The organism is Thermithiobacillus plumbiphilus (assembly GCF_038070005.1).
In the GTDB taxonomy this organism is placed as follows: Bacteria; Pseudomonadota; Gammaproteobacteria; order Acidithiobacillales; family Thermithiobacillaceae; genus JBBPCO01.
This window is the reverse complement of record NZ_JBBPCO010000002.1, coordinates 244,172-269,152: the sequence shown is the minus strand read 5'-3', so window position 1 is coordinate 269,152 and position 24,981 is coordinate 244,172. Positions and strand designations below refer to the sequence as shown.

At 63.0% G+C, this 24,981-nt stretch carries 25 protein-coding genes; 8 read left to right on the top strand and 17 right to left on the bottom strand.

Translation table 11 applies throughout. The features are described from left to right. From WOB96_RS03380 to rluD, 6 genes are all read right to left on the bottom strand, one after another. Nucleotides 1-528: a glycine cleavage system transcriptional repressor gene (locus tag WOB96_RS03380; protein ID WP_341369862.1), complete on the bottom strand. Its 528-nt coding sequence runs from the start codon at nucleotides 526-528 to the stop codon at nucleotides 1-3. Beyond that, nucleotides 525-1,166: a methylthioribulose 1-phosphate dehydratase gene (gene mtnB, locus WOB96_RS03375; protein ID WP_341369861.1), complete on the bottom strand. Its 642-nt coding sequence runs from the start codon at nucleotides 1,164-1,166 to the stop codon at nucleotides 525-527. The genes WOB96_RS03380 and mtnB overlap by 4 nt, the downstream gene beginning before the upstream one ends. Further along, nucleotides 1,167-2,339, bottom strand: a complete 1,173-nt coding sequence (locus WOB96_RS03370; protein ID WP_341369860.1) for a RuBisCO large subunit C-terminal-like domain-containing protein — start codon at nucleotides 2,337-2,339, stop codon at nucleotides 1,167-1,169. It lies immediately after the preceding gene. 2 nt (nucleotides 2,340-2,341) lie between these two features. Beyond that, nucleotides 2,342-2,878, bottom strand: coding sequence for a 1,2-dihydroxy-3-keto-5-methylthiopentene dioxygenase (locus tag WOB96_RS03365; RefSeq protein ID WP_341369859.1), 537 nt, complete (start codon nucleotides 2,876-2,878; stop codon nucleotides 2,342-2,344). An 80-nt stretch (nucleotides 2,879-2,958) separates the two neighbouring features. Beyond that, entirely contained in the window at nucleotides 2,959-3,702 is a 744-nt protein-coding gene (pgeF, locus tag WOB96_RS03360; RefSeq protein ID WP_341369858.1) for a peptidoglycan editing factor PgeF, read from the bottom strand. Beyond that, nucleotides 3,699-4,700, bottom strand: a complete 1,002-nt coding sequence (gene rluD / locus WOB96_RS03355; RefSeq protein WP_341369857.1) for a 23S rRNA pseudouridine(1911/1915/1917) synthase RluD — start codon at nucleotides 4,698-4,700, stop codon at nucleotides 3,699-3,701. Before rluD ends, pgeF begins: the two co-directional genes overlap by 4 nt. Between rluD and WOB96_RS03350 the strand changes: the two genes are divergently transcribed. Further along, on the top strand, nucleotides 4,699-5,457 hold the full coding sequence (locus WOB96_RS03350) for an outer membrane protein assembly factor BamD (RefSeq protein WP_341369856.1): 759 nt from the start codon (nucleotides 4,699-4,701) through the stop codon (nucleotides 5,455-5,457). The two genes, rluD and WOB96_RS03350, sit on opposite strands and share 2 nt — an antisense overlap. A gap of 9 nt (nucleotides 5,458-5,466) precedes the next feature. Continuing rightward, nucleotides 5,467-5,988, top strand: a complete 522-nt coding sequence (locus WOB96_RS03345) for a nitroreductase family protein (RefSeq protein WP_341369855.1) — start codon at nucleotides 5,467-5,469, stop codon at nucleotides 5,986-5,988. 111 nt (nucleotides 5,989-6,099) lie between these two features. Here the strand turns inward: WOB96_RS03345 and WOB96_RS03340 are convergent, their stop codons facing one another. The 9 genes from WOB96_RS03340 to WOB96_RS03300 form a co-directional block, all read right to left on the bottom strand. Continuing rightward, a complete protein-coding gene (locus WOB96_RS03340; protein WP_341369854.1) occupies nucleotides 6,100-7,488 on the bottom strand; it encodes a DEAD/DEAH box helicase in 1,389 nt (462 codons plus the stop codon). A gap of 246 nt (nucleotides 7,489-7,734) precedes the next feature. Beyond that, on the bottom strand, nucleotides 7,735-8,073 hold the full coding sequence (locus WOB96_RS03335; RefSeq protein WP_341369853.1) for a P-II family nitrogen regulator: 339 nt from the start codon (nucleotides 8,071-8,073) through the stop codon (nucleotides 7,735-7,737). Nucleotides 8,074-8,088: 15 nt separating this feature from the next. Then, nucleotides 8,089-9,711, bottom strand: coding sequence for an NAD+ synthase (locus WOB96_RS03330; RefSeq protein WP_341369852.1), 1,623 nt, complete (start codon nucleotides 9,709-9,711; stop codon nucleotides 8,089-8,091). A 91-nt stretch (nucleotides 9,712-9,802) separates the two neighbouring features. Beyond that, nucleotides 9,803-10,675, bottom strand: a complete 873-nt coding sequence (sucD, locus tag WOB96_RS03325; RefSeq protein WP_341369851.1) for a succinate--CoA ligase subunit alpha — start codon at nucleotides 10,673-10,675, stop codon at nucleotides 9,803-9,805. Further along, nucleotides 10,672-11,013 carry a hypothetical protein gene (locus WOB96_RS03320; protein ID WP_341369850.1) on the bottom strand — a complete coding sequence of 114 codons (342 nt, stop codon included), beginning with the start codon at nucleotides 11,011-11,013 and terminating at the stop codon, nucleotides 10,672-10,674. The genes sucD and WOB96_RS03320 overlap by 4 nt, the downstream gene beginning before the upstream one ends. Continuing rightward, entirely contained in the window at nucleotides 11,003-12,181 is a 1,179-nt protein-coding gene (gene sucC / locus WOB96_RS03315) for an ADP-forming succinate--CoA ligase subunit beta (RefSeq protein WP_341369849.1), read from the bottom strand. Before sucC ends, WOB96_RS03320 begins: the two co-directional genes overlap by 11 nt. Before the next feature lie 89 nt (nucleotides 12,182-12,270). After that, on the bottom strand, nucleotides 12,271-13,566 hold the full coding sequence (icd, locus tag WOB96_RS03310; RefSeq protein WP_341369848.1) for an NADP-dependent isocitrate dehydrogenase: 1,296 nt from the start codon (nucleotides 13,564-13,566) through the stop codon (nucleotides 12,271-12,273). A 76-nt stretch (nucleotides 13,567-13,642) separates the two neighbouring features. Beyond that, nucleotides 13,643-15,580, bottom strand: coding sequence for an aconitate hydratase (locus WOB96_RS03305; RefSeq protein ID WP_341369847.1), 1,938 nt, complete (start codon nucleotides 15,578-15,580; stop codon nucleotides 13,643-13,645). A gap of 104 nt (nucleotides 15,581-15,684) precedes the next feature. Further along, on the bottom strand, nucleotides 15,685-16,329 hold the full coding sequence (locus WOB96_RS03300; RefSeq protein ID WP_341369846.1) for a TVP38/TMEM64 family protein: 645 nt from the start codon (nucleotides 16,327-16,329) through the stop codon (nucleotides 15,685-15,687). A 155-nt stretch (nucleotides 16,330-16,484) separates the two neighbouring features. On the opposite strand from WOB96_RS03300, the gene mtgA reads away from it, so the two are divergent. Next, nucleotides 16,485-17,393 carry a monofunctional biosynthetic peptidoglycan transglycosylase gene (mtgA, locus tag WOB96_RS03295; RefSeq protein ID WP_341369845.1) on the top strand — a complete coding sequence of 303 codons (909 nt, stop codon included), beginning with the start codon at nucleotides 16,485-16,487 and terminating at the stop codon, nucleotides 17,391-17,393. 30 nt (nucleotides 17,394-17,423) lie between these two features. On the opposite strand, the gene WOB96_RS03290 is transcribed toward mtgA, so the two are convergent. Continuing rightward, the gene (locus WOB96_RS03290) at nucleotides 17,424-17,675 is read right to left on the bottom strand and encodes a hypothetical protein (protein ID WP_341369844.1); all 252 of its coding nucleotides are present in this window, start codon (nucleotides 17,673-17,675) and stop codon (nucleotides 17,424-17,426) included. 30 nt (nucleotides 17,676-17,705) lie between these two features. Here WOB96_RS03290 and WOB96_RS03285 point away from each other — a divergent pair, with 30 nt between their 5' ends. The 4 genes from WOB96_RS03285 to WOB96_RS03270 all read left to right on the top strand — a co-directional run bounded on the left by WOB96_RS03285 (nucleotide 17,706) and on the right by WOB96_RS03270 (nucleotide 21,895). Continuing rightward, on the top strand, nucleotides 17,706-18,788 hold the full coding sequence (locus WOB96_RS03285) for an LLM class flavin-dependent oxidoreductase (protein WP_341369843.1): 1,083 nt from the start codon (nucleotides 17,706-17,708) through the stop codon (nucleotides 18,786-18,788). Between the two features lie 2 nt (nucleotides 18,789-18,790). Continuing rightward, complete coding sequence (locus WOB96_RS03280; protein WP_341369842.1) at nucleotides 18,791-19,735, top strand: NAD-dependent epimerase/dehydratase family protein; 945 nt, start codon at nucleotides 18,791-18,793, stop codon at nucleotides 19,733-19,735. 38 nt (nucleotides 19,736-19,773) lie between these two features. Further along, nucleotides 19,774-20,640, top strand: coding sequence for a diiron oxygenase (locus WOB96_RS03275; RefSeq protein ID WP_341369841.1), 867 nt, complete (start codon nucleotides 19,774-19,776; stop codon nucleotides 20,638-20,640). Nucleotides 20,641-20,752: 112 nt separating this feature from the next. Then, entirely contained in the window at nucleotides 20,753-21,895 is a 1,143-nt protein-coding gene (locus WOB96_RS03270; protein ID WP_341369840.1) for an SIR2 family protein, read from the top strand. A gap of 18 nt (nucleotides 21,896-21,913) precedes the next feature. Here WOB96_RS03270 and WOB96_RS03265 read toward each other — a convergent pair whose 3' ends face one another. Further along, nucleotides 21,914-22,357: a YcgN family cysteine cluster protein gene (locus WOB96_RS03265; RefSeq protein ID WP_341369839.1), complete on the bottom strand. Its 444-nt coding sequence runs from the start codon at nucleotides 22,355-22,357 to the stop codon at nucleotides 21,914-21,916. Nucleotides 22,358-22,442: 85 nt separating this feature from the next. Here WOB96_RS03265 and hrpB point away from each other — a divergent pair, with 85 nt between their 5' ends. Continuing rightward, on the top strand, nucleotides 22,443-24,977 hold the full coding sequence (gene hrpB / locus WOB96_RS03260; protein WP_341369838.1) for an ATP-dependent helicase HrpB: 2,535 nt from the start codon (nucleotides 22,443-22,445) through the stop codon (nucleotides 24,975-24,977). Nucleotides 24,978-24,981: the final 4 nt, after the last annotated feature.

Sequence of the window (24,981 nt, the reverse complement as noted above, 5' to 3'; positions counted from 1 at the left end):
CTAGAGCATGAGCGTATCGACCGGACTGACCCGGATTTCCACGCTTTCCTCTGCACGCACCGAGCTCAGCGCCGCTTCCACGGCGTCCACCCCACCCGGCGCACTGCCCTGAATGGTCATGATATAGACCGGACGATCCTCGCCACCCGAGAGATGGCTGTTGAGGTCGATGATATTGAACCCCACTTCCGCCAGGGCCCCGGTCACATGAGCGACGATACCGGGGTGATCGGCCCCGAACACGGTGACACGGCAGTTGGGCGGGATCTCGGCCGCTCCACTGTAGGGTGCCACCGGGTCGAGATGCATTTTCAGATCCAGCTTTTTGGTGGCGCTGTCGAGCGCTGCCTCCACCGAACCGAGATCCCGCGGATAGCGCAGCACCTGCATGATGGCGAAGTAGCCGCCCAGACGCATCATCGAGGCGTCCTCGATGGAGCATCCGGCATTGTAAAGTGCCTGACTGACTGCGGACACGATCCCCGGCCGGTCCTGGCCGATCACCGTCAAAATCGCCTGGCTTTTCATGCATACCCTCCCAATCCGGCCATGCGGGCCGTGACCATGTAACGAAAAATGTATTCCAGCAATTCGGTGTGATGCAAGGCAGCCGTGCAGTCCTTTCCCCAGACCGTCGCGCCATGCAGGTTGATCAGGAGTGCCGGGATCTGCGGCCGTTCCTGTTCCAGCCGCTCGGCTATGAGCGCCGAGATATCCGGCACATGCGGCAGATTTTCAAAGACCGGCAGATCCACGAGCGGATTTTCCTCCCAGACTCCCAGGCCCTTGATCATCTCCAGGGCAGGCAGACGCAGGCGCCCCTTCTCCCCCCAGTGCGCGGCAATGTTCGCTTCCACGGAATGCACATGGAATATCGCGCCGGTTTCCGGGAAGGCCCGATAGATGGCCTGATGGATGCTGGTCTCGGCGGAGGGGCGGCCCTGGAGATCGGGACTTTCGAGCACCTGACCGTCCATATCGACACGGATGAAATCCTTGTCCGTCAGCTCGCCCTTGTGACGACCACTGGCGGTGATCCAGAACCCACCCGCACTGGCGCGCGCCGAGAGATTGCCAGCCGTACCCACCATCCAGCCCCGCTGGTAGAAGTGGCGGGCGGCCGCCGCCAGCTCGCGGCGTTCGTCAGTCACTGCCGCGCCCGCCATCTAGGCCACTCCCCAGCGCACCAGGGCTGTACGTAACGGTCCCTCCGGCACATCTTGGAGCCGGAAGGCCTGACCGGGCACGGCGCGATCCAGGGCCTCGAAAAAGGCCTTCACCCCGGCTGCCGGACCTTCCGGATGATCCATGATGCCGCCGCCGGCATTGAGAATCACATCTTTGCCGTAATCCCACAAAGCGCGAGGCACCACGCCCGGATGAATGCCGGCCGAGGGTACCGGGAAAACGCCACGGCCACGCAGGATATCGCGAATGTCAGCTTCGGTTTCCGCTGCAAAGGGCAGGCTGCCATAGTGGGCGGGATAGAGCACGGCGTCAGCCCCAGCATGGGCTATGAGCGTGCCCAACACCACACCATAGTCAAAGCCATGATCCGGCGCCGCACACCAGGCGCCGGCCAGAGCCGGATGGGTGAAGATCGGTACCTGCACGCTCGGGTCCGTGGCGAGCGCTTCCAGGACGGCGTAGCCATAGGGCAGCACGTTCAGCAGCAAGGCATTGGCGCCTTCGGCCACCAGCATGCGAGCCTGCGCCAGCAACTGGTCCGCCCGGCCGCTGAGATTCACCGCATAAACTGGCTCCCGGCCGGTTTCGCGACCGACCTCCTCGATCACCCGCCTGCAGGCGCGCACCCGCTCAATGGTCGGTGCCTCGGACAGGTCGGGCAGGATCTCGTCATCCTTGATGATATCCAGCCCGGCGAAGGCGACTTCGCGCAGGATTTCGGCGTGGTCATCGGCACTCAATCCAAGCGCCGGCTTGAAGATCGCCATCACCAAAGGCCGGTCCTGCACGCCCAGGCGCTCACGAATCCCCTGGATGCCGAAACGGGGTCTCAGGCCATAATCATCGGGCAGTTTCAGGCGGATGACCTTGGCCGGTCCACCGAGCGAATACTTGCCGAAGATCATGGTCAGCAGGCTGCCGATGTCGCCACTGACATTGGCGCGCGGAAAGGCCACCTTTGCCGCATGCGAGCCATCCGAGAGCGGTTCCACGGACAGCACCTCGGCCAGATGTTCCCGCAACTGCGCTTCCCGATGCTGGAAACGCGCATCCCAGGAGCCGGCAGTCTGGCCGACCGCAATCACGCGCGCCTGCCGCCCGGCATCCACGCCAGGCGGAAAGCGATAGCTCACCTCGATCTGATCATTCATGGCTATAAACAGATGGGGGTGGCAGTGTATTCGGGAACCCAGCCGGCCGTGCTGGTGAAGTAGCGCACGGCCTTCACCCGACGCATGGGCGTGAGCCGGAACCAGTGCTCAGTACTGTGGGGAACATTGATGTAATCACCCGCTGCCATGGTCAATTCGACCTGCTGACCATCGGGCAGCACGAATCCAAACACGCCCTCCCCATCCACGACATAGCGCACCTCATCGTCGGCATGGGTATGGCACTTGTCAAATTTCGCAAGCATGGCATCGAGGTTCGGCAGATCAGCATGAATCACAATGAGATCACGCGTCTGGTAACCCGCATTTCTTTTGAGCTGTTCGAAGTAGTGATCGAGCGCCTGCAGCAGTTCTTCCTTTTCGTTATCATCCAGTGAAGCCTGCGCCAGCAGTGCCTGCAGACGCTCACTGCCGCCAGTCGGCCAGTACTGAAGGTCCACACCTAGCGGGGCAAGGCCTTCCTGAATGAGGCGGATATCAGTCTCTACCGTTCCATTCTGACGCTTCAAGCTGGCCATCATTTCCTCACATGAACAAAGGCGGCGCTGCCGGCCTGTCCGGCAAATCCGGTTACTCTAGCCCAGAGCGCGGGGCACTGTCACGGCAACCAGATCAGGCTGGCCATGCGTCCGGTTTCGCCATCGCGCCGATAGGAAAAAAAACTCTCTGCTTCGCTGAAAGTGCAACGCCCGCCCCCATGAATATGGCTGGCTTTGAGCCCTGCAGACTCCAGCCGTAGCCGCGCCAGGGCATAGATGTCCGCCAGCCAACGCCCGGCCGGCGAGGGCCTGAAACATTGCGCGCTGGCAGGATCGTCCGCCAGGAAGCGGGCCCGGACCTCATCACCCACCTCAAAGGCCGCCGGCCCGATGGCCGGCCCGAGATAGGCATGTACTGTGGGCAGCGGCCGCTGCATCGCCGTCACGCCTGCCTCCAGGATGCCATCGGCCAGCCCACGCCAGCCGGCGTGCAGGGCCGCCACGCGGCTGGTGTGGGTGTCCGCCAGCAGCACCGGCAGGCAATCGGCGGTCAGGACGGTAAGCACCACACCTGGGGTGCTGGTGATTGATCCATCGGCACGCGGTATGCCAGCTTCCTGCCCATCGAGTTCGACAATCTCGGTGCCATGCACCTGTTCCAGCCAGCGCGGCGCCGCCGGCAAAGCGAGTTTCTGCCGCAGCATCGCTCGATTACGCGCCACCGCCTGTGGATCATCGCCGACATGCGCGCCAAGATTGAGGCTGGCATAAGATGCTTCGCTGACGCCCCCATTGCGCGTGGTGATGCAGGCGCCAACCGACGTCGCCAGAGGCCAGTCAGGCTTTATCCAGCCTGGAGTCATGCCTTGTCTTCCGAAGCGGCCTTCACCTCGCGCAAAAGCTGCAGGATCTGCTCGAAGTCCTTTGGTAGCGGCGCGCTCCAGCTCAGATATTCGCCGGTACGCGGATGCATGAAGGCCAGGTGCGCGGCATGCAGGGCCTGGCGTCGGAAGCTGCGCCACTGCTCCTGCTGCGCCTCGTTCAGGCCAGGTGGCACCATCTGCCGCCCGCCATAGACCGGATCACCAACGATCGGGTGATGCATATAGGCCATGTGCACGCGAATCTGGTGGGTACGCCCGGTTTCCAGCCGGACTTTCAGCAGGGTATGGCGCGGAAAGCGTTCAGCGATGCGGTAATGCGTCACCGCCGGCTTGCCGCTGCCGACCACACCCATGCGCTTGCGGTCCAGCGGATGACGGCCGATCGGCGCCTCGATCCGGCCACCACCGGTGAGGGCGCCCACCACCAGCGCCCGGTATTCGCGGGTCACTTCGCGCGCGGCGAGTTGGTCAATCAAATCCTGCCGGGCGGCCTCGCTTTTGGCGACGACCAGCAGTCCTGAAGTGTCCTTGTCCAGACGATGCACGATGCCGGCCCGCGCCAGGGTGGCGCATGCCGGGGCATGATGCACGATGGCATTGAGCAGCGTGCCCTCGCGATTGCCAGGCGCCGGATGCGTGACGAGCCCTGCGGGCTTGTTGATGACCAGGATATCCTCATCCTCGAAGCAGATATCAAGCGGAATGTCTTCCGCGGCCCAGTCGCCCGACTCCGGTTCCGGAACCAGCACCCGCACCTGCTCCATGCCCAGCACGCGCTGGCTGGCCTTGCCCGGCTTTTCGTCCACCGTGACGCGATTGTCCCGCAGCCAGGTCTGGATCTGGGCCCGGGTATGGTCGGAGAATATCTGGGTCAGTGCCTGATCCAGGCGCAAACCCATGACTTCAGGGGGCAGTTCGAGGGTCAGCAGTTGCTGCCCCTCTTCCATTGCATCAGAATTATGATAAGTTAAGTCCATGATCAAATATCTTATCCGTTTTTCCATGGTGATGGCACTAGGCGCGGGCCTGATGAGCGGTTGCGCATCATCCCCGGACAAAACCGAGGCCAGCAGTGACGCCTCGGTGGAGCGGCTCTATGCCGAAGCCGAGAAGCCTTTCAAGGCCGGCAACTACCAGACCGCCATCGAGAAGTTCGAAGAGCTCGAATCGCGCTTTCCCTATGGGCGCCACGCCGAGCAGGCCCAGCTCAATGTGGCATACAGCTATTACAAGATGGGCGAATCCGCAGCAGCCGTAACCGCCGCCGACCGCTTCATCAAGCTGCATCCGACCCATCCGCGCGTTGATTATGCCTATTACCTGCGCGGGCTGGCCTATTACCAGGCCATCGAGGGTGCAGTACGCGACCCGCAACCGGCCCGCAATGCCTTTGACACCTTCAACCTGCTGATTACACGCTATCCGGCCAGCATTTATGCGGCCGACGCCCGCCTGCGCATGGCCAAGGCACTGGACATTCTTGGCGAACACGAGCTTGATGTCGCCCGCTACTACTTCGCGCGCGGCGCCTATGTCGCGGCAGCAAACCGCAGCAAGCAGGTGGTCACCACCTACCAGTTGACCCCCGCCCGCGAAGAGGCACTGGCCATCATGGCAAGGTCCTACGCGGCCCTGGGCCTGCCGCAGCTTGCCAGCGACACGGCCAGCATTCTTCGAAAGAATTATCCCAACAGTGCATTTTTACGTCAGCTCGGCAACATCCCGACCAGTTAGGGGGATCGCATGTGGGACTTCTTTGCCACGGTAAGACACCGGCACTCGGTCAGACAGTACCGCCAGAATACGCCGGTCGAGGCCGAAAAGCTCCACGCCATACTGGAAATGGCCACTGCCGCGCCCTCGGCGGGCGACCTGCAGGCCTATCATATCCATGTCATTACCGATGAGACCTGCCTGCAGCAGCTTTCCCAGGCGGCCCAGCAGCAGGAATTCATCAGACAGGCACCGGCCTGTCTCGTCTTCAGCACCGATCCCGAGCGCTCGTCCAGGGAGTTTGGCGATCGGGGTCGCCAGCTCTACGCCATCCAGGACGCCACCATCGCCGCCTCCTATGCCCAGCTCGCGGCCGTTGCTGCCGGCCTGGCCTCGGCCTGGGTAGGCTACTTCGACGAAAAGCAGGTCCGCAGCATTCTCGATATCCCCGAGGCGCTCGAACCCGTCGCCATGCTCACTCTCGGTTATCCCTCCGAAATTCCCGAGCCCAGCCCGCGTCGCCCCCTGGGCGAGATGGTCAGCCGGTACTAGTCATCCCCACCAGCAATATCCAGACCGCGGCGTCTGGGCAAAGAAAGCCGGGTTCCAGTGGCAGATCCTGGAGCCCGGCGATCCTTGTTTCGGTGAGAGGCGCCTGAGCCTTTATCGGCCCCGGCGGCCCTGGCTGGCAGGCTGACGTGCGGCGCCGGCCGGGCGCTGGTTGCGGTTCTGTTCTGGTGCTACCGGACGGTTGGCGATACCTGCACGACCGGGCTGCGGCGCCGCGCTGCGGGGAGCCCGGTTTGCCTCATTGCCGCGCGCCGGTGCTGCCTGGCGCTTGGGCTGCGCCGCTACGGGCGGGCGGCGGTCGGCGCGGGCTTCCGCCGCGATGTCCGCGGCCGAAGGCGCCACGAAGTTCCTCGTTTCGACACGTTCGATCGGACGCTTCATGAGCTTTTCGATCTGGGTGAGAAGCTTGAGTTCTTCATGGTCCACCAGAGATACCGCAGCACCCGAACTGCCTGCGCGACCGGTGCGGCCGATGCGGTGCACATAATCCTCGGGCACATTCGGCAGTTCGAAGTTGACCACCTGCGGCAGTTGGTCGATGTCCAGACCGCGCGCGGCGATATCCGTGGCCACCAGCACCGGCAGACTGCCATCCTTGAACTGCGACAGGGCGCGTGTTCGCGCCGCCTGGCTCTTGTTGCCGTGGATGGCGGCTGCGGGGATGCCGTCCCTGGCGAGCTTCTCGGCCAGGCGGTTGGCGCCATGCTTGGTGCGGGTGAATACCAGCACCTGTTTCCAGTCATGCTGGCGAATCAGGTGGTGCAACAGCTCACGCTTGTGCTCGCGCGCCACCAGATGCACGCTCTGCTGCACCAGTTCGGAAGCGGCATTGCGGCGCGCCACCTCGACGCAGGCTGGATTGTTGAGCAGGCCGGCAGCCAGGGTCTTGATCTCCTCCGAGAAGGTCGCGGAGAACAGCAGGTTCTGCCGCTTCTTCGGCAACACGGCCAGCACGCGGCGGATGTCACGGATGAAGCCCATGTCCAGCATGCGGTCGGCCTCGTCCAGCACCAGAATCTCGATATGCGACAGATCCAGGGTCTTCTGGGCAAGGTGATCCAGCAGCCTTCCCGGGGTGGCAACGAGGATATCGATCCGGCCCCGCAAGGCGGTGATCTGCGGGTTGATGTTGACCCCGCCGAACATCACCAGTGACTTCAGGTCCAGATACTTGCCGTAGGTCTTGACCGACTCCTCGACCTGGGCGGCCAGTTCACGGGTTGGGGTGAGAATCAGGCAGCGCGGACGGCCGATGCTGGCTGGCTTGCCGGGCCTTTCCGAGAGAATCTGCAGGATGGGCAGGGTAAAGCCTGCGGTCTTGCCGGTGCCGGTCTGGGCAGCGGCCAGCAGGTCGCCACCCTTGAGCACCAGCGGGATCGCCTGGGCCTGGATGGGCGTGGGCGTGCTGTAGCCCGCATCCTGGATGGCACGCAAAAGGGGTTGTACCAGCTCAAGGCTGGCAAAGGTCAGTTCAGATGTCATGTATTGCTCCAGCGACGGCCTGCCGCTCAAGCTGAGTGACACCAATCGAGGCTGACGATTCGAATAGGGAGAAATCGATACGATGGCCGGTACGCGCGATTGGTTAGCGTACGGAATGCATATTATACCTGAAGCTGCGGGAAATAACAGGGATATTCAAGGGGGACAACAGGACCCTGCGGCCAGATCCTGCTTACTAGCCCTGAAGCGCCGCTTGGAGCCCAGCGCCTGCGGCGCCGTATGTCATCAAATGGCGTCTTCGTTGATCTCGCCGGTACGGATGCGTACCACCCGCTCCACCGTGGACACGAAGATCTTGCCGTCGCCGATCTTGCCGGTGCGCGCGGCGTTCTCGATGGCCTCGACGGCGCGTTCGGCGAGATCATCCGGCAGCACGATCTCGAGCTTCACCTTGGGCAGGAAATCGACCACGTATTCCGCACCGCGATACAGTTCGGTATGCCCCTTCTGGCGTCCGAAGCCCTTGACCTCGGTCACGGTCATGCCGGCTACGCCCATCTCCGAGAGTGCCTCGCGCACGTCATCGAGTTTGAAAGGCTTGATGATGGCTTCAATCTTTTTCATCTGTCTCTCCCGAGTTCAGGCTTTCCAGGTCCGGTAACGATTGGTGATGGGGTAGCGCCTGTCCTTGCCGAAGGCCCGCGCACTGATGCGCACGCCGGGCGCGGCCTGGCGCCGCTTGTACTCGTTGATGTCGATCAGGCGCAGCACGCGCCGGACGGTTTCTTCAGGATAACCCAAACTCATGATTTCCGCTGCCGAGCGATCCTGTTCCACATAGGCCTCGATGATGGGATCGAGGATGTCGTAAGGCGGCAGGCTGTCGGAGTCCTTCTGGTCTGGCCGCAGTTCGGCCGAGGGCGGCCGGGTGATGACCCGCTCGGGGATCACGAGCCCGGATAGATTGCGGTATTGCGCCAGCCGGTACACCAGCGTCTTCGGGACGTCCTTGATCGCGGCGAAGCCCCCGGCCATGTCGCCGTAGAGCGTGGCATAGCCCACCGCCATCTCGCTCTTGTTGCCGGTGGTCAGGACCATGAATCCCTTCTTGTTGGAGATGGCCATCAACAGATTGCCACGGATCCGGGCCTGGATGTTTTCCTCGGTGACGTCTGCGGCAAGACCGGCGAATTCCGCCGCCAGGGTATCTTCAAAGGCTTTGAAGATCGCTCCAATGGGAATGACACTGTAACGCACGCCCAGCATCTCGGCCTCGGCACGGGCATCCTCCAGGCTCATGTCACTGGTATAGGCGGACGGCATCATCACCGCCTCGACCCGATCAGCCCCCAGGGCATCGACGGCAATGGCGAGAGTCAGGGCCGAGTCGATGCCGCCGGAAAGCCCCAGCACCACCCCGCGAAAACCATTCTTTTCGACGTAATCGCCAATGCCAAGCCGCAATGCGGCATAGACCTGCTCCTCGACCGAGCCCAGGGGAGACATCGGACCCGGCACGGGCTGCAAGGTTCCTTGCTGGCGCTCGAAGGAGGCCACAAACACCCCCTCCTCGCAGGCCGGCGCGCGCTGAGTGATCAGGCCCTCGGCATCGAGCACGAAGGAACCCCCGTCAAACACGAGTTCATCCTGGCCGCCGACAAGATTGACGTAGACCAGCGGTAGATTCACATTGCGGGCGCGGCTGGCCAGGGTATCCTCGCGCAGGCGCTGCTTGTCGATATGGTAGGGAGAGGCGTTGAGGTTCACCAGCAATTCGGCACCGGCAGTCCTGGCAGCGATGAAAGGCGAATCGCCACACCAGCCATCCTCGCAGATGGTAATGCCGACCGGTATGCCCGCGACATCCACCACGCAGGCCTGGGAACCTGCCGTAAAATATCGCTTCTCGTCAAAGACCGCATAGTTGGGCAGGCAGTGCTTGTGATAGGTCGCCTTGACCTGCCCGCCTTGTAATACACTGGCGGCATTGTAGAGTTGACCGGTCTGTCGATGCGGGTGGCCGATGATCACGCTCAGATCCGGAAGCTGGCCGGCCAGCAACTGTAATTGCTGCTCGCAGTGACGGATGAAATCTGGGCGCAGTAGGAGGTCCTCCGGCGGATAGCCCGCCAGGGCCAGTTCCGGCGTGACCAGGAGATCTGCGCCCTGGGCATGGGCCATCTCGGCGGCGTCCAGAATCCGCGCGGCATTACCCTCGATGTCACCGACCACGCAGTTGAGCTGGGCCATGACCACTTTCACGACTGCACCACCCCGATCAGAGACATCTCAGAAGCATTTAGCATGTTCCGCCCCGGCTGGGTTTCAGAAGATCGGCCCGAGTAAGCCGGGGTCAGGCCCCCAGCACCTCGGCCACCTTGGCGCCGATATCGGCAGGCGAGCGCACGGTGCGGACACCTGCGGCCTCCAAGGCACGATACTTGGCCTCTGCCGTGCCGGCGCCGCCATCGATGATGGCTCCGGCATGGCCCATGCGCTTGCCGGCCGGCGCGGTGATGCCGGCGATGAAGCCCACCACCGGCTTGCTCATGTGATTCTTGATGAATTCCGCAGCCTCCTCTTCCGCCCGGCCACCGATCTCGCCGACCATGACCACGGCCTCGGTCTGCGGGTCGGCCTCGAACATCTGCAGCACTTCGATGAAGTCCATGCCGATTAAAGGATCACCGCCGATGCCGATGCAGGTGCTCTGGCCTAGTCCGGCCTTGGTGGTCTGGTCCACCGCCTCGTAGGTCAGGGTGCCCGAACGCGAGACGATACCCACCCGGCCGGGCTGATGGATGGCGCCGGGCATGATGCCGATCTTGCAGGCGCCCGGGGTGATGATGCCGGGGCAGTTCGGGCCGATCAGACGCGCGCCATGATGCTGGAGATAGGCCTTGACCTTGAGCATGTCATGCACAGGTATGCCTTCGGTGATGCAGACGATCAGCGGAATGCCCGCCTCGCAGGCCTCCAGGATGCTGTCGGCGGCAAAGGGCGAAGGCACATAGATCACGGTCGCATCCGCACCGGTGGCATCCACCGCATCGCGCACGGTGTCAAACACCGGTAGGTCCAGATGCGTGCTGCCACCCTTGCCCGGGGTCACGCCACCGACCATGCGGGTGCCGTAGGCAATCGCCTGCTCGGAGTGGAAGGTGCCCTGCTTGCCGGTAAAGCCCTGGCAGATCACCCGGGTATCACGATTGACGAGAATGCTCATATCTTCAACAGCACCACTATCAGCAGAATGATCGTAATCAGGTTGGCCCCGAGCAGTACCAGGGGCAGGACGGTGGATTTCTGCGTCTCCGTCCGGCGCAGTCCCGCGACTTCGCGCAGCAGTTCCAGCCGAAAACGATCCAGGTCCTGGCGTCTGGGTACGTCTTCGAGTTTTTTCTCCAGCAACTGCTCGAGCACGATGGTCAGTTCCGCGGCGGCCTGGGCCTGGGGTTCGCTGGCGCCGCGCTTGACGTAGGCCTGACGCAGCTCATTGATCCAGGGACCGGCTTCCTTGAGGATCTTGAGAGCTGCCTGTATCGCCGCGAAGTTAATGGCCATGGGCAGTGCTCCGGGCCGCTTCCACGGCCTTGACCGCGGCATCCGTGAGACCATCCGCCGCAATCAGGCGCAGGCCGCTTTCCGCCAGCATGCGCTTGCCAAGCTCCACGTTAGTGCCCTCCAGCCGCACCACCACCGGCAGTTCCAGACCAACCTCGCGTACCGCGTTGATGATGCCCTCGGCAATGACGTCACAACGCATGATGCCTCCAAAGATGTTGACCAGAATGGCCCGTACCCGCTCATCGGAAAGAATCAGCTTGAATGCCTGGGTCACCTTGTCGGCCGTGGCCCCGCCACCGACATCCAGGAAGTTGGCCGGCTCGCCGCCATGGAGTTTGATCAGGTCCATGGTCGCCATGGCCAGCCCCGCGCCGTTGACCATGCAGCCGATGTTGCCCCCCAGCGAGATGTAATTCAGCCCGAACTGGCGCGCGGTCAGCTCACGCGCATCCTCCTGGGTGGGATCACGCAGACTGTCGGTTTCCGGGTGACGAAAGCCGGCGTTGTCATCGAGCGTGATCTTGGCATCCAGGGCCAGGAGCTTGCCATCGGCCGTGACCACCAGGGGATTGATCTCCACCTGTAGCGCGTCCTTCTGGGTGAGCAGGCGGTAGAGCCCCTGCATGATGCGCGTCATCTGCCCCACCAGATCCCCGGCAAGCCCGAGCGCAAAGGCCATCTGTCGTGCCTGGAAGGGCTGCAGGCCGATGATCGGATCCACCAGCACCTGCTGGATGGCAGCAGGGTCCCTGGCAGCCAGTTCCTCGATTTCCATGCCGCCTTCACGGGCGCCGATGAACACCACCCTGGCGCGGGCCCGGTCCACCAGCACACTCAGGTACAGCTCGCGCTGGATCTCGCTGGGAGATTCGATCAGCAGGGCGGATACCGGCTTGCCCTCGGGCCCGGTCTGTTGCGTGACCAGTGAGCTGCCGAGCAGTTGCTGCGCGCTCTTCTCAAGCTCCGCGATGGAGTCCACGATCCGGACGCCACCGACCTTGCCGCGCCCACCGGCATGCAGCTGGGCCTTGACCACCCAGCGACTTCCGCCCAATTCGCGGGCCATGTTCAGCGATTCCTTGACCGAGAAGGCCGGCAGGCCCGCAGGTGTGGGCACGCCATAATCCGTCAGCAGCCGTTTGGCCTGGTATTCGTGTAGGTACATGCGCTTCCGCTTATCGAAATGACAGACAACTGGCAGAGAACATGGCTGAGTTGCCGGGAAAGGCCAGACTCAGCTTTCTTAGGATCAGCTCACATGTTCTCGGCGATGGCCTCGGCAAACTGCATGGTGGACACCTCCGTGGCGTCCTCCATCTGCCGGGCGAAATCATAGGTGACCGTCCGGGCCTCGATGGCGCCGTTGACCCCCTTGATGATCAGATCGGCAGCCTCGTCCCAGCCCAGGTGGCGCAGCATCATCTCAGCCGAGAGGATGATCGATCCGGGATTGGCCCTGCCCTGGCCGGCGATGTCCGGCGCCGTGCCGTGGGTGGCCTCGAAGATCGCCACGGTATCGGAGAGATTGGCGCCAGGCGCGATGCCGATGCCGCCCACTTCAGCCGCCAGGGCATCGGAAATGTAGTCGCCGTTGAGGTTCAGGGTGGCGACCACATCGTACTCGGCCGGACGCAGCAGGATCTGCTGCAGGAAATTGTCGGCAATCACGTCCTTGATGATGATCCTGCCGGCATCCTCGGCGGCAGCCATGGCGGTGTCGGCAGCCGCCCTGCCCTCGTCCTTGCGGATGCGCTCGTACTGACGCCAGGTAAAGACCTGATCCGCGAACTCGGTCTCCGCCAGCTCATAGCCCCAGTCGCGGAAGGCGCCCTCGGTAAACTTCATGATGTTACCCTTGTGCACCAGGGTCACCGAGACGCGGTTGTTGGTGATGGCGTACTGAATGGCGCGACGCACCAGACGCTTGGTGCCCTCCGAAGAGACAGGCTTGATGCCGATGCCCGAGGTCTCGGGGAAACGGATGCTGCTGACCCCCATCTCCTGTTGCAGAAACTCGATCAGCTTCTTGGCCTCCGGCGAACCCGCCCGCCATTCGATGCCGGCATAGATGTCTTCCGAATTCTCGCGAAAGATCACCATGTCCACCAGTTCGGGGTCATTGACGGGACTGGGGGTGCCCTGGAAATAGCGCACCGGACGCAGGCAGACATAAAGATCGAGATCCTGGCGCATGGTCACGTTCAGGCTGCGGATGCCGCCACCCACCGGCGTGGTCAAGGGGCCCTTGATGGACACCACATAGTCCTGCAGTGTCTGCATGGTTTCCGCCGGCAGCCATTGATCCTGGCCATAAACGGCGCAGGCCTTCTCGCCGGCAAAGACCTCCATCCAGGCAATGGCGCGCTCTCCCCGGTAGGCCTTCTCCACGGCGGCATTGACCACCCGGTGCATGGCGGGGGTGATGTCCAGGCCGATGCCATCGCCCTCGATGAAGGGAATGATCGGCCGGGACGGCACATTCAGGCTGAAATCGGGGTTTACCGTAATCCGCTGTCCCTGAGCGGGGACCGCAATTTTCTCGGATGCCATCGGGCACTCATCTCCTCATTACTGCATGCGAAGCCGGCGCCGGATCCTGGTCCTTGCGCCGGATGATTCCATTGTTTCAGGCACTCATGCGCTGGCTGGCCCAGGCCAGGGCACCGCCCGAGCGGATCAGCTCGAGATCACGCTGGCTGCCGATCTGGGGAAGAACGCGGATCTCGACATTGCGGGTCTGATTGACGACCAGAAGTTGTCCACCCACGCTCAGGCCACGGATATCCACGGCGAGCTGATCGCCCTGCTCCAGCTGATCGTAATCCGCTTCATCGACAAAGGTGATGGGCAGGATGCCGAAGTTGATCAGGTTGGCCAGATGGATGCGGGCAAAGGACTTCACCAGCACTGCCCTGACGCCAAGATACATGGGCGCGAGTGCCGCATGTTCGCGGCTGGATCCCTGGCCATAGTTATGGCCGCCGACGATGAAACCACCGCCCAGCTCCTTGGCGCGGATCGGGAAGGTCTCATCCACCATGCTGAACACGAACTGCGAGATCGCCGGCAGGTTGGATCGCAGCGGCAGCACCTTGGCACCGGCCGGCATGATGTGATCGGTGGTGATGTTGTCGCCCACCTTCAGCAAGTTATGGCCGGCCAGCACATCCGGGGCCGGCTGGCCCTGCGGCAGTTTGGCGATATTGGGACCGCGGACCACTTCCACGCGCGCGGCCTCCTCGGGTGCCGGCGGCACCACGATCATGCGGTCGTCCACCACGTACTGTTCCGGGCTCTGCACGCCAGGCACTTCGATGCCCAGATCGCGCGGATCGGTGATGACCCCGGTCAGCGCGGCCGCCGCACAGGTCTCGGGACTGGCAAGATACACCTGCCCATCCCGGGTGCCGGAGCGCCCCTGGAAATTGCGGTTGAAGGAGCGGATCGACACCCCGCCGGTGGGCGGCGCGAAGCCCATGCCGATACAGGGACCACAGGCGGATTCCAGCAGCCGTGAACCCGAGCCGACGATGTCCAGCATGCCGCCATCACGAATGATCATCTCCATGACCTGGCGCGAGCCGGGTGACACGCCGAGACTGACCCCCGGCGCCACCGAGCGGCCGCGCATCATGCCGGCCACGGTCATGAGATCGGTGTAGGAGGAGTTGGTGCAGGAACCAATCGCCACCTGGGCCACCGGCGTGCCCGCTACCTCGCGCACGGTCTTGACGTTGTCGGGGCTGTGCGGGCAGGCGATCAGCGGTTCGAGCTGATCCAGATCGATTTCCAGCACCTCGTCGTAGCTGGCGTCCGCGTCCGGCAGCAGTTCGCGCCAGTCCGCCTCGCGGCCCTGGGCCTTGAGATAGGCGAGCGTGATGTCGTCCGAGGGGAACACGCTGGTGGTGGCGCCCAGTTCCGCACCCATGTTGGTGATGGTGGAACGCGCCGGCGCGGTCAGGCTGCGGATGCCGGGGCCGAAGTACTCGAATACCTTGCCGACGCCGCCCTTGACCGTCTTGCGGCGCAGCACCTCAAGGATGATGTCCTTGGCGCTGACGAAGGGCTGCAGGTTACCGGTGAGCTTGACGCCCACCACCTGCGGCATGTTCATGTTGAAGGGCATGCCACCCATGGCCAGGGCGATATCCAGCCCACCCGCACCAATGGCGAGCATGCCCGCGCCGCCACTGGTGGGCGTGTGGGAATCCGAACCGAGCAGGGTGCCGCCGGGCTTGGAAAAGCGCTCCAGATGCACCTGATGGCAGATACCGTTGCCGGGCCGTGAGAAGTAGATGCCGTAACGCGCCGCGATGGACTGCAGGAAACGGTGGTCGTCGGCATTCTCGAAACCGGCCTGCAGCATGTTGTGATCGACGTAGGACACGGACAGGTCGGTCTTGACGCGATCCAGTCCCAGCGCCTCGAACTGCAGGTAAGCCATGGTCCCCGTGGCATCCTGCGTGAGCGTCTGGTCGATGCGGATGCTGATGGGGCTTCCGGGCAGCATCTGGCCATCCACGAGATGCGACTGAATGATCTTCTGGGTGACGTTCAAGCCCATGACTCCAAACTCCCTTACCTGTCGGTATCTTGCGAAAACAATTTTTCAATATTCTCAGAACACGGCGCATAAGCCAAGTACTCGCGCCAGGAGCAGCATGCCGTTCAGTACGATCGGTACTGCTTGACGCGGATCTGGATATAACGCGCCAGGGCGCCGAGCGCCAGCAGCACCAGGCCAATGAGGCTCAGTTGCCAGCCCAGGGCATATGATTCATGCAGATTGGCGGAAACCAGCACCAGCGCCAGGATCCAGGGTGACACGCCGAGCACGGTCGCCGACATGTACCAGAACCAGGGCAGGCGGAAAGTCCCGGCAATGAGACTGGCCGCCGCAAAAGGAACCACGAAACGCATGGCAAACACAGCCAGAAAGGCATGTGTTTCGAGGCGCGTGCGCAAAGGCGCGTAATACCGGCTGAAATGCCGTTCCACCAGTTCCCGCCCATGCCAGTTGCCGAGCACATAACCCAGGACAGCACTGAGCAGGGCAATGAGAAAGGCCAGCACCACGCCCTTGAGCACACCAAAGATGACGCCCGCGGCGATGATCAACAGGGTAAGCGGAAACCCCAGACTGGCGGCCAGCGTGCCGCCCATGGCATAAATCAGCCAGGCCAGCGGCGATTCCGCCCACTGGTCGCGCCACTGCTGCAGATTTTCCAGGCTTATGAGGTCACGCAGGGGGGAATATTCCAGCAGTGGCCCCAGTGACAGGGTCAGCAGCAAGAGCAATAGCAGCACAGCCATCTTCGGCGAGCATTTGCCGGAAAGGCCGGGAAATCTGACGCGAACAACTTGCAAACTGGTAAACATCGACTATCTCTCACACGATTTATCAGGCAAGGATCAGTACCCACGCCCCGGCCCCTTTGCAGCCCTGGCAACAGAGAACACGCACCCGAATGCAGACACTTCTTCGCTGGACAAGCCGTCTGATCGCCCTGGCCCTGGCGGCCATCCTGCTCTATCAGGGCTGGCTTTATCTCCAGGTGCGCAGCCTGGCTGAGCAGGCACCAGCCAGCACGGCACTGATGGCGGCGCGGCTGGCTGCCATGGAAGCTGAAGGAAGAAAGCCTGCCATCAAACAAAAATGGGTGCCGATCAATAAAATCAGCAAGCATCTGCAGCGCGCCGTGATCGTTTCCGAGGATGCCACCTTCTATGGTCACGAAGGTTTCGACTGGGAAGGCATCAAGGTCGCGGCCCGGAAAAATCTGCGGAAGGGCCGCATCGTTGCTGGCGGCAGCACCATCAGTCAGCAACTGGCCAAGAATCTCTATCTTTCCACCAAGCGCACTCCCTGGCGCAAGGGCCAGGAGGCGGTCATCACGCTGATGCTCGAAAAAAATCTGGAAAAACGCCGGATTTTCGAGATTTATCTCAATGTCATCGAGTGGGGCGATGGGGTCTTCGGGGCCGAGGCCGCGGCGCGCCACTACTTCGGCGTGAGCGCTGCCAAGCTGACTCCGCGCCAGGCAGCGAAGCTGGCCGCCATGATCCCCAACCCGCGCTATTATGACAAGCACCGCAAGGACCGCCGCCTGCTGCGCAAGAGCCGGATCATTCTCGCACGCATGGGACAGCGCTATGGGCCGGACTTCAATGCCCCACCCAGGCTGATTCAACCCAGGCCCAAAGCCCCGGTGATCATCGAAGCCTCGCATCCTGCGCCAGATACCCCGGAGACGGTGGAATCCCGGCCAGTGGAAAACCCGGAGACGGGAGCGCCTGCGGTCGAGACTATAGAACTGCAGGACCTGCAGGAAACTTCCCCATCAATCCAGGTGTTGGAGGACAGTCCCGTCCAATGACGCCTGCCCGCAGCCGGCGGGAGCTGGCCCCTATTTCAAAGGGGTTGGCAGGTTCCGGATGAAGTCCAGGCGCACGCGAATGGGTTCACCGGTGGACAGCGGGCTCGCCAGCAGATAGTCTGCGTCCTCGATCTGTTCCAGACCGAGCAGCTGCACGCGCTGGTAATAACTCAGCCCGCTTGCTTCATCCTCCCAGTGCAGGTCCATCTGTTCCTGACAGAGCACGGCGATCTGGAGGCGTTCGAGCACATGGCCGGGCACCGGCTGATAGGCCTTTGCCAAAGACATTTCTCCTGAAGACTGCAGGGCAACATGCAGATTGATCTCTTTTACGAACTCGCCGTCCCCCAGTCCGGCGGGCGAGACGAAACCCAAGTATATCACGAAACGCTGGATGAAATCAGTCTGGCCGACCAGCTCGGCTTCAATGGCGTCTGGCTGGTCGAGCATCACTTCATGCCCGAGTACTCGCATTCGAGCGCGCCGGAGCTGTTCCTGGCGGCGGCCAGCCAGCGCACGCGCCGTCTGCGGCTCGGACACGGGGTCATCGTCCTGCCCTACAACCATCCGGTACGAGTGGCCGAGCGTATCGCAGCACTCGATATCCTGTCGGGCGGGCGCAGCGAAATCGGTGTGGGGCGCGGCTTTTCGCCCAAGGAATATGCCATTTTCGGAGCGCGCATGGCGGACAGTCGCGACATCGTCCAGGAATCCCTGGACATCATCCGCGAGGGCCTGAGCCAGCCGGTGCTCAACCATCGGGGGCGACTATTCGTGGCCGAGGACGTGGCGGTGCTCCCCAAACCCCTGCAGCGCCCTCACCCGCCGCTCTGGACCGCCGCCGTCAGCCCCGACACCTATGTCTGGGCCGCGGAACAGGGCATCGGCGCCCTGGCCGGTCCCTTCAAGCCCTGGTTCATGGTCAAGCAGGATCTGGCCGCCTACCGGCGCGCCTGGCGGGACAAGCATGGCGATGGGCCACCCAGGCCCGGACAGAATCAGCGCTTTGCCATGACGGTCGGCGTGCTGTGTCTGGCTGACGGCGACGAGGCCAGGCGCCTGGCCCAGGAGCACTTCACCTGGTATTACGCGCGCCTGCTGGCCCAGACCCGGCCGGTGCTGGAGAAATTCCAGGAGAGTTACGGCTATTACAAGAAACTGGGTTATCTCCAGCCCCTGCTCAAGCGCGCCATCAACCTGCCGCTGCTCGAAAGCATGGGCATGGTGGTCGTGGGTAGTCCGGCGGAATGTGTGCGCAAGCTCGAGCGCTATGAAAAGGCCGGGGTGGATCATCTGATCTGCGCGGTTGGCGCCGGCGCGATGCCGAGCTCGCGGGTGCGCGAGTCGCTGGAACTGATGGCGCAGCACATCCTGCCGCGTTTTCAGAGAAGCTGACCATGCGGGTGCTGGTGACGGGTGCCGCCTCTCATCTGGCGCAGGCGCTCTTGCCGGCACTGCTGGCCCACCCGGATATCGAAGCGGTGACCGGGCTCGACATCGCGCCAGTCAGCTTCAGCCATCCGCGCTTTCGCGCCGTTCGCGCCAACCTGCTCGGCCCGGACCTGGGGCAACACCTGGAAGGTGTCGACGCCGTCATTCACCTGGCCTTTGTGGTCATGGGCCGGATGCTCGGCGCACAGCGCAAGGACCGGGAGCTCATTCGCCGCTACAACCTGGATGCCACGCAGGCGCTGTGCCGGGCCGCGACAGCCAGCGGTGTTCGACGGATTGTTTACGCCAGCAGCGTGGCGGTTTACGGCGCCTGGCCGGACAACCCGGCGCTGATTCCCGAGTCCTGGCCCCTGCGGCCCATGCCGGGCTTTGCCTACAGCGAGGACAAGGCGGCAGTGGAATGGTGGCTGGATGATTTCGAGCAGGCGCCTGGTGCACCCGCGATCACGCGCCTGCGCATACACGCCATCGTCGGACCGCGGGCGCAATCCCTGCTGAACCTCATTGCCCGTACCCGCTTTTACGTGCAGGTGCCGGACCCGCAACCACCGACCCAGTGCATCTGGGAAGATGACGTGGTGCAGGCCTTATTGCAGGCGCTGTTCAGCGAGGTAGATGGCGCCTTCAATCTCGCCGCCCCCGAACCCCTCTCCTTCAAGGATATCGTCAGCCGGGACGGGCGCTGGGCCATGCCGGTGCCCTATGCCCTGGCGGAAAAGGCACACCGCGCCTTCTGGCAGATCTCGGGAAATCTCGGGGACCCGGGCTGGCTGGCCGGTTTGCGCTATCCGCTGGCGGTGGATACCCGACGCGCCGAGGCCCTGCTGCATTGGCGCCCGCGTCATTCCGTGGCAGAATGCCTGGATATTTTGCGTAACAGCCACCGCTGAAAGCGCATTCCCGCGAAAGCCAGACGACCTGACAGCAGATGAATGCGATAGTGCAAGCACGCCGCCCGGCCCTGGTCGGACGCCTCAATGAGCGCAGCCGACAGTACCGCGACCCGCTGAGCCAGATCCCCTGGGACGATCTGGACCCGGAGGCGTTCTGGTTGCCGGAATCTCTGATTTCCCTGCATGGCCTGCCTGTCTATCAATCCCTGAGCGAAATCCAGCGGCGCATGCTGTCGCAATGTGAGTTCCTTGCCTTCACCGAACTGGGTCTCTGGCTAGAAGCGCTCTTCATCCAGCGCATCAGTCGCAACGTGCTCGACATCGCCGACAAGTCCCTCGATCGCTACGAGTACGAACTGCATGAATTGCGCGAGGAAGTCGGTCACAGCCTGATGTTCCTGACTTTCATCCGCAAGAGCGGCATCCCCCTGCTCACGCCCTTTCGCGACCGGCCCCGCATGGCGGGTCTCTTCGCCCGATTCGCGCCCTATCGCTCGGCGGCCTTCTGGACCACCATCCTGATCGGCGAGGAGGTTCCCGACCAGATGAACCGGCTCATTCGCCGGCAAGGTGATCTGCCCGGTGCCGTGCTTGGCATGACGCACCTGCACATGCGCGAAGAGGCCCGGCACATGGCCTATGCCCGGGAACTGCTGTCGGAAAGACTGCCCCGCCTGAACCGGCTGCAGCGCGCCTTGCTGCGCCCCCTGCTGCGGCGCGTGATCCACGAATTCATCGAGACCTGCTTCTATCCATCCGCCCAGGTATATGCCGCGGCCGGGCTGGACAATCCCGATAAGCTCGTTCGCGTGGCGCGCCGGAACCCTGCACGACATGCGCTGATCCAACGCTGTACTGCCCCAAGCCTTGCCTTTTTGCGGCAGCACGATATCAATATCTAAGTCCCGGCGCAGTTGCTGCGCAAGGCCGGCTATCGAAGATCACAGCAAAGCGAAGGGGCTCATGCGGAACATCGCCTTTTTGATCGGCTCCGGGCTGTCCAGCTCCGCTGGCATGCCATCCACGAAAGACATTACCGATCAGGTTCTATCGCCCGGGCTCGACAACACGGGTCAGCCTGTCCACTGGCAGGCGAGCGAATCCGCTGCAAGGGACCGGGAGATTGGTCTCGATCGCATCCTGGGATTCCTGCATTGCCTGAAGCAGGAGGTGGACCGCTACTACGCAGGCCATCCCGAACACTACACGGATTACGAAGACCTCTATTACGCCGCCAGCCAGATTCATGACAGCGAACGGGGCGAATACGACAACCCCGCCATCCTGCCCTTCATCGAAAGAATCCAGACTGAACTACGTGCACTCCCCAACATCGGGCCTGGCGAAACCGAGATACCCTTGCAAGCACTGGCAGCCGCCGCTACCCGCTACATCCGCGATATCGTCTGGCAGATGCTCATCGGCAAGCCGGAAAGCGTGGATCCGATGGCGAGCATCAAGGGTGCCTGTGAGGACCCGCAGCTTCAACGGATCGATCTGTTCTCCCTGAATCACGACATGGTGCTGGAACGCTACATGGAGTCCCAGGGGATTGCCTTTACCGAGGGCTTCGATGCTCCGAGACAGGGCATTCGTTACTGGAACCCGGATCTTTTCAAGTCCCCGGACTTCCATGTGCGCCTGTTCAAGCTGCATGGTTCAGTGAACTGGTTCCGGCTGCATGATGATCATTACGGCGAACTCATCGGTATTCCTGCCAACTGGAAGTACCAGAAAAATCTGAATGCAAGGCCCGGCACCGCCCACCCCGCCGAGGGCGCGCCCTTGTTCCTGGCAGGCACCTTCAACAAGATGCTTCAGTACATCAATGACATCTACGCCGACTTGCATTACCAGTTTCGTTATACGCTGCGCGAATCCCGGCATCTTTTCGTCTGCGGCTACAGCTTCGGCGACAAGGGCATCAACACGCGCATCATCGAGTGGATGCACCAGGGGGACGACAAGTTGATGATCGTGGCACATCCGGATCCGGAAGATATGAAACTCAAGGCCCGACCCGGGATTGCCCGGTACTGGGAAAGCTGGCAGGAACAGGGCAAGGTATGTTTCCTGCCCAAGGGGATCGAAGAGGTCTCCTGGGAAGAGATCCGCCAGCGCTGTGGGCCGACGCCGGCAAGCGCTGACGGGACCTAGAGACATGCCCGAAAGCAGTTATCCGCCCTGGCTGAACTTGCCGCGCAGGCGTCGGCGCAACCGGTTCCTGCCAGCCGGGGTCGCGATCTGATCCACGCCCATGCCGGCCACGCGGGTGGAATCCGGGCAGCCGGTCTTCAGGGGATGCCAGTCCGGGAGATCCCGGCCCTCGAACACCAGACGATAAGCACAACTTTCGGGCAGCCAGCGGTATTCCTGCATCTTTGTGGGTTCGATCGGGACGCAGTCCGGCACCACCGCATGGCGATTGTCGTAAACCTTGCAGCGACAGGTCTGCACATCGAGCTGGCTGCAGGGCATGGTGCTGAACACCAGCTCACCACTGTCCCGGTCCTCGAACTTTTCGAGACAACAGAGCCCGCAACCGTCGCAGAGCGACTCCCACTCGCGCTCGCTCATTTCCACCAGAGTCCGGATGCGCCAGAAAGGCTGCTCTGTCATGAACGACTCCTTCGCCAATGTACCACCCGAACCAGAATGCCATTCAAGGCATGCCCACGATCCATATCCATGAAATAATACTCGCATGAGCGCAAAAACCACACCCGCTGCACTGCCCATCGACGCGATCCTGCCGCAACTGCGTGCCGCGCTGGCCAAAGCGCCGGTTGCCGTCCTGCAGGCCCCGCCAGGGGCTGGCAAAAGTACCCGCGTGCCACTTGCCCTGCTCGCTGAAGACTGGCTCGAAGGGCGCAGGATGATCATGCTCGAACCGCGCCGGCTTGCCGCGCGCGCCACGGCAAAGCGCATGGCCGACATGCTCGGCGAAAAGCTCGGTGAGACGGTGGGTTATCAGATCCGCTTCGAGCGCCGGGTTTCGGCAGGAACCCGTATCGAAGTCGTGACCGAAGGCATCCTCGCGCGCCGGCTGCAGAGCGATCCCGAGCTGTCGGATACGGGACTGGTGATCTTTGACGAGTTCCACGAGCGTCATCTCAGCGCCGATCTGGCCCTGGCACTGTGCCGCGACGCGCAGCAGGGACTGCGCGAGGACCTGAAGATTCTCCTGATGTCGGCCACCTTCGACGGACAGGCCCTCTCGCGCCTGCTCGATGATGCCCCGCTGATCAGCAGCGAGGGGCGCAGCTTTCCGGTCAGCATCCATCACCTCTCGCAACATGCCCAGACGCCACTGCCGGAAGCCATGGCGACCAGCATCGAGCAGGCGCTGGCAGCGCATCCGGGCGACCTGCTGGCCTTTTTGCCGGGCATGCACGAGATCCGCAGGACCCGCGACCTGCTGGAAAGCCGGCTCAAGGATGAAGATTTGCGGATCTGCGCGCTGCATGGTGATCTGCCCCAGGCCGAACAGGACCGCGCCCTGATGCCAGGTCCTCAGCGGCGCGTCATTCTGGCCACCAACATTGCCGAAACCAGTCTCACCATCGAGGGTATCCGCATCGTGGTGGACAGTGGCTGGGCGCGGCAGCCGCGCTTTGATCCCGGCTCCGGCATGACGCGCCTGCTCAATGGTCGCATCTCCAAAGCCTCCGCGGACCAGCGCGCCGGTCGTGCCGGGCGGCTTGGGCCCGGTGACTGCTACCGGCTCTGGGGCAAGGATACGCACCAGGGCCTGCTGGCCCAGACTGCCCCGGAAATCCGCAGCGCCGATCTTGCGCCACTGCTGCTGGACCTGCGGCTTTGGGGTGTGCGCGATCCCGACAGCCTCACCTGGCTCGATCCACCACCACCGGCAGCCCTTGCCCAGGCCGAAGCCCTGCTGCAGGATCTGGAAGCACTGGATGATGCCGGCAACATCACCGATGCGGGCAGGCGCATGGCGGCCCTGCCCCTGCATCCGAGACTCGCGCACATGATACTGCGCGCCCAGGCCCTGGATCTGAGCGCCACCGCCTGTGATCTCGCGGCCCTGCTGTCAGAAAGGGACATCTTCCCAAATCCGGCCGATGGCGACCTGCATGACCGTCTGAGCGCGCTTGCAGCCTGGCGCAAGGATGGACAGCGCGGCGCTCAGGCCTGTCGGGCCGATGCCCAGGCCTGTCGGCGAGTCGATCTTGCGGCTGGGCAGTGGCGCAGGATGCTGGATTGCCGAAACCCGGACGCTTCCATTCCGGAGCCGGACATCATTGGGCTGCTGCTGGCCTTTGCCTATCCCGACCGCATCGCCCAGCAACGCCCCCAGGACCCGCAACGCTACCTGCTGGCCCAGGGGCGCGGCGCGAAGCTCTCGCGCAGGCAGGGCCAACAGGCTTCCGCCTGGCTGGTGGCGGCCCTGGTCGATGCCGCAACTGGCGAAGCGCTGATTCATCTCGCACAAAGCGTTTCTCCCGCCTTGTTGCGAAAACACCTTGCTGACAGGATTCGGGTAGAATCACGGGTGGAATGGGATGCGCAGGCAGAACAGATCGTCGCCCGGCGCGAGGAGAAGCTGGGTGAACTGGTGCTTGGCAGCCAGATGCTGGACAGCCCCCCGCCCGAAGCAGTGATGGCGGCATTGATTGCCGGCATCCGCGCCAAGGGTATCGAGGCTCTGCCATGGACAGCGGCAGCCCGGCAACTGCAGGCCCGTCTGCGTTTCCTGCGAGAGCAGGGCCCCGACGAAAACTGGCCGGACCTGGATGACGCCAGCCTGCTCGAAACGCTCGAGATCTGGCTGGCGCCCTATCTGGCCGGGATGCGCAGCTTGCGTGCCCTGGAGCGGCTGGATCTGCATGACATACTGGCCGCGCAACTGGACTGGCCACAACGCAGCCGGCTAGAGGAAGGCGCGCCTGGGCAGATTGCAGTTCCCAGCGGCAGCCAGATCCGTCTGGACTATCTGTCAGGTGATGCGCCCGTGCTGGCCGTCAAGCTCCAGGAACTTTTCGGCCTGGCGGACACCCCAAGGGTCGCCTGGGGGAAGGTTCCGGTGGTCCTGCATCTGCTTTCCCCGGCCAGGCGTCCCATTCAGGTGACCCGGGATCTCAAGGGGTTCTGGGAGCGCACCTATTTCGAGGTTCGTAAGGAGCTGAAAGGGCGCTACCCCAGGCACCCCTGGCCCGATGATCCCTGGCAGGCCACGCCCACGCGTGGTCTGGCACGGCGCCAGTCCAGTCAATGAATAT

What these genes read in the sequence shown, in the direction of transcription:
- WOB96_RS03380 (WP_341369862.1), bottom strand. Translation starts at nt 528, where the DNA reads ATGAAAAGCCAGGCGATTTTGACGGTGATCGGCCAGGACCGGCCGGGG.
- mtnB (WP_341369861.1), bottom strand. Translation starts at nt 1,166, where the DNA reads ATGGCGGGCGCGGCAGTGACTGACGAACGCCGCGAGCTGGCGGCGGCC.
- WOB96_RS03370 (WP_341369860.1), bottom strand. Translation starts at nt 2,339, where the DNA reads ATGAATGATCAGATCGAGGTGAGCTATCGCTTTCCGCCTGGCGTGGAT.
- WOB96_RS03365 (WP_341369859.1), bottom strand. Translation starts at nt 2,878, where the DNA reads ATGGCCAGCTTGAAGCGTCAGAATGGAACGGTAGAGACTGATATCCGC.
- pgeF (WP_341369858.1), bottom strand. Translation starts at nt 3,702, where the DNA reads ATGACTCCAGGCTGGATAAAGCCTGACTGGCCTCTGGCGACGTCGGTT.
- WOB96_RS03350 (WP_341369856.1), top strand. Translation starts at nt 4,699, where the DNA reads ATGATCAAATATCTTATCCGTTTTTCCATGGTGATGGCACTAGGCGCG.
- rluD (WP_341369857.1), bottom strand. Translation starts at nt 4,700, where the DNA reads ATGGACTTAACTTATCATAATTCTGATGCAATGGAAGAGGGGCAGCAA.
- WOB96_RS03345 (WP_341369855.1), top strand. Translation starts at nt 5,467, where the DNA reads ATGTGGGACTTCTTTGCCACGGTAAGACACCGGCACTCGGTCAGACAG.
- WOB96_RS03340 (WP_341369854.1), bottom strand. Translation starts at nt 7,488, where the DNA reads ATGACATCTGAACTGACCTTTGCCAGCCTTGAGCTGGTACAACCCCTT.
- WOB96_RS03335 (WP_341369853.1), bottom strand. Translation starts at nt 8,073, where the DNA reads ATGAAAAAGATTGAAGCCATCATCAAGCCTTTCAAACTCGATGACGTG.
- sucD (WP_341369851.1), bottom strand. Translation starts at nt 10,675, where the DNA reads ATGAGCATTCTCGTCAATCGTGATACCCGGGTGATCTGCCAGGGCTTT.
- WOB96_RS03320 (WP_341369850.1), bottom strand. Translation starts at nt 11,013, where the DNA reads ATGGCCATTAACTTCGCGGCGATACAGGCAGCTCTCAAGATCCTCAAG.
- sucC (WP_341369849.1), bottom strand. Translation starts at nt 12,181, where the DNA reads ATGTACCTACACGAATACCAGGCCAAACGGCTGCTGACGGATTATGGC.
- icd (WP_341369848.1), bottom strand. Translation starts at nt 13,566, where the DNA reads ATGGCATCCGAGAAAATTGCGGTCCCCGCTCAGGGACAGCGGATTACG.
- WOB96_RS03305 (WP_341369847.1), bottom strand. Translation starts at nt 15,580, where the DNA reads ATGGGCTTGAACGTCACCCAGAAGATCATTCAGTCGCATCTCGTGGAT.
- WOB96_RS03300 (WP_341369846.1), bottom strand. Translation starts at nt 16,329, where the DNA reads ATGGCTGTGCTGCTATTGCTCTTGCTGCTGACCCTGTCACTGGGGCCA.
- mtgA (WP_341369845.1), top strand. Translation starts at nt 16,485, where the DNA reads ATGCAGACACTTCTTCGCTGGACAAGCCGTCTGATCGCCCTGGCCCTG.
- WOB96_RS03285 (WP_341369843.1), top strand. Translation starts at nt 17,706, where the DNA reads ATGCAGATTGATCTCTTTTACGAACTCGCCGTCCCCCAGTCCGGCGGG.
- WOB96_RS03280 (WP_341369842.1), top strand. Translation starts at nt 18,791, where the DNA reads ATGCGGGTGCTGGTGACGGGTGCCGCCTCTCATCTGGCGCAGGCGCTC.
- WOB96_RS03275 (WP_341369841.1), top strand. Translation starts at nt 19,774, where the DNA reads ATGAATGCGATAGTGCAAGCACGCCGCCCGGCCCTGGTCGGACGCCTC.
- WOB96_RS03270 (WP_341369840.1), top strand. Translation starts at nt 20,753, where the DNA reads ATGCCATCCACGAAAGACATTACCGATCAGGTTCTATCGCCCGGGCTC.
- WOB96_RS03265 (WP_341369839.1), bottom strand. Translation starts at nt 22,357, where the DNA reads ATGACAGAGCAGCCTTTCTGGCGCATCCGGACTCTGGTGGAAATGAGC.
- hrpB (WP_341369838.1), top strand. Translation starts at nt 22,443, where the DNA reads ATGAGCGCAAAAACCACACCCGCTGCACTGCCCATCGACGCGATCCTG.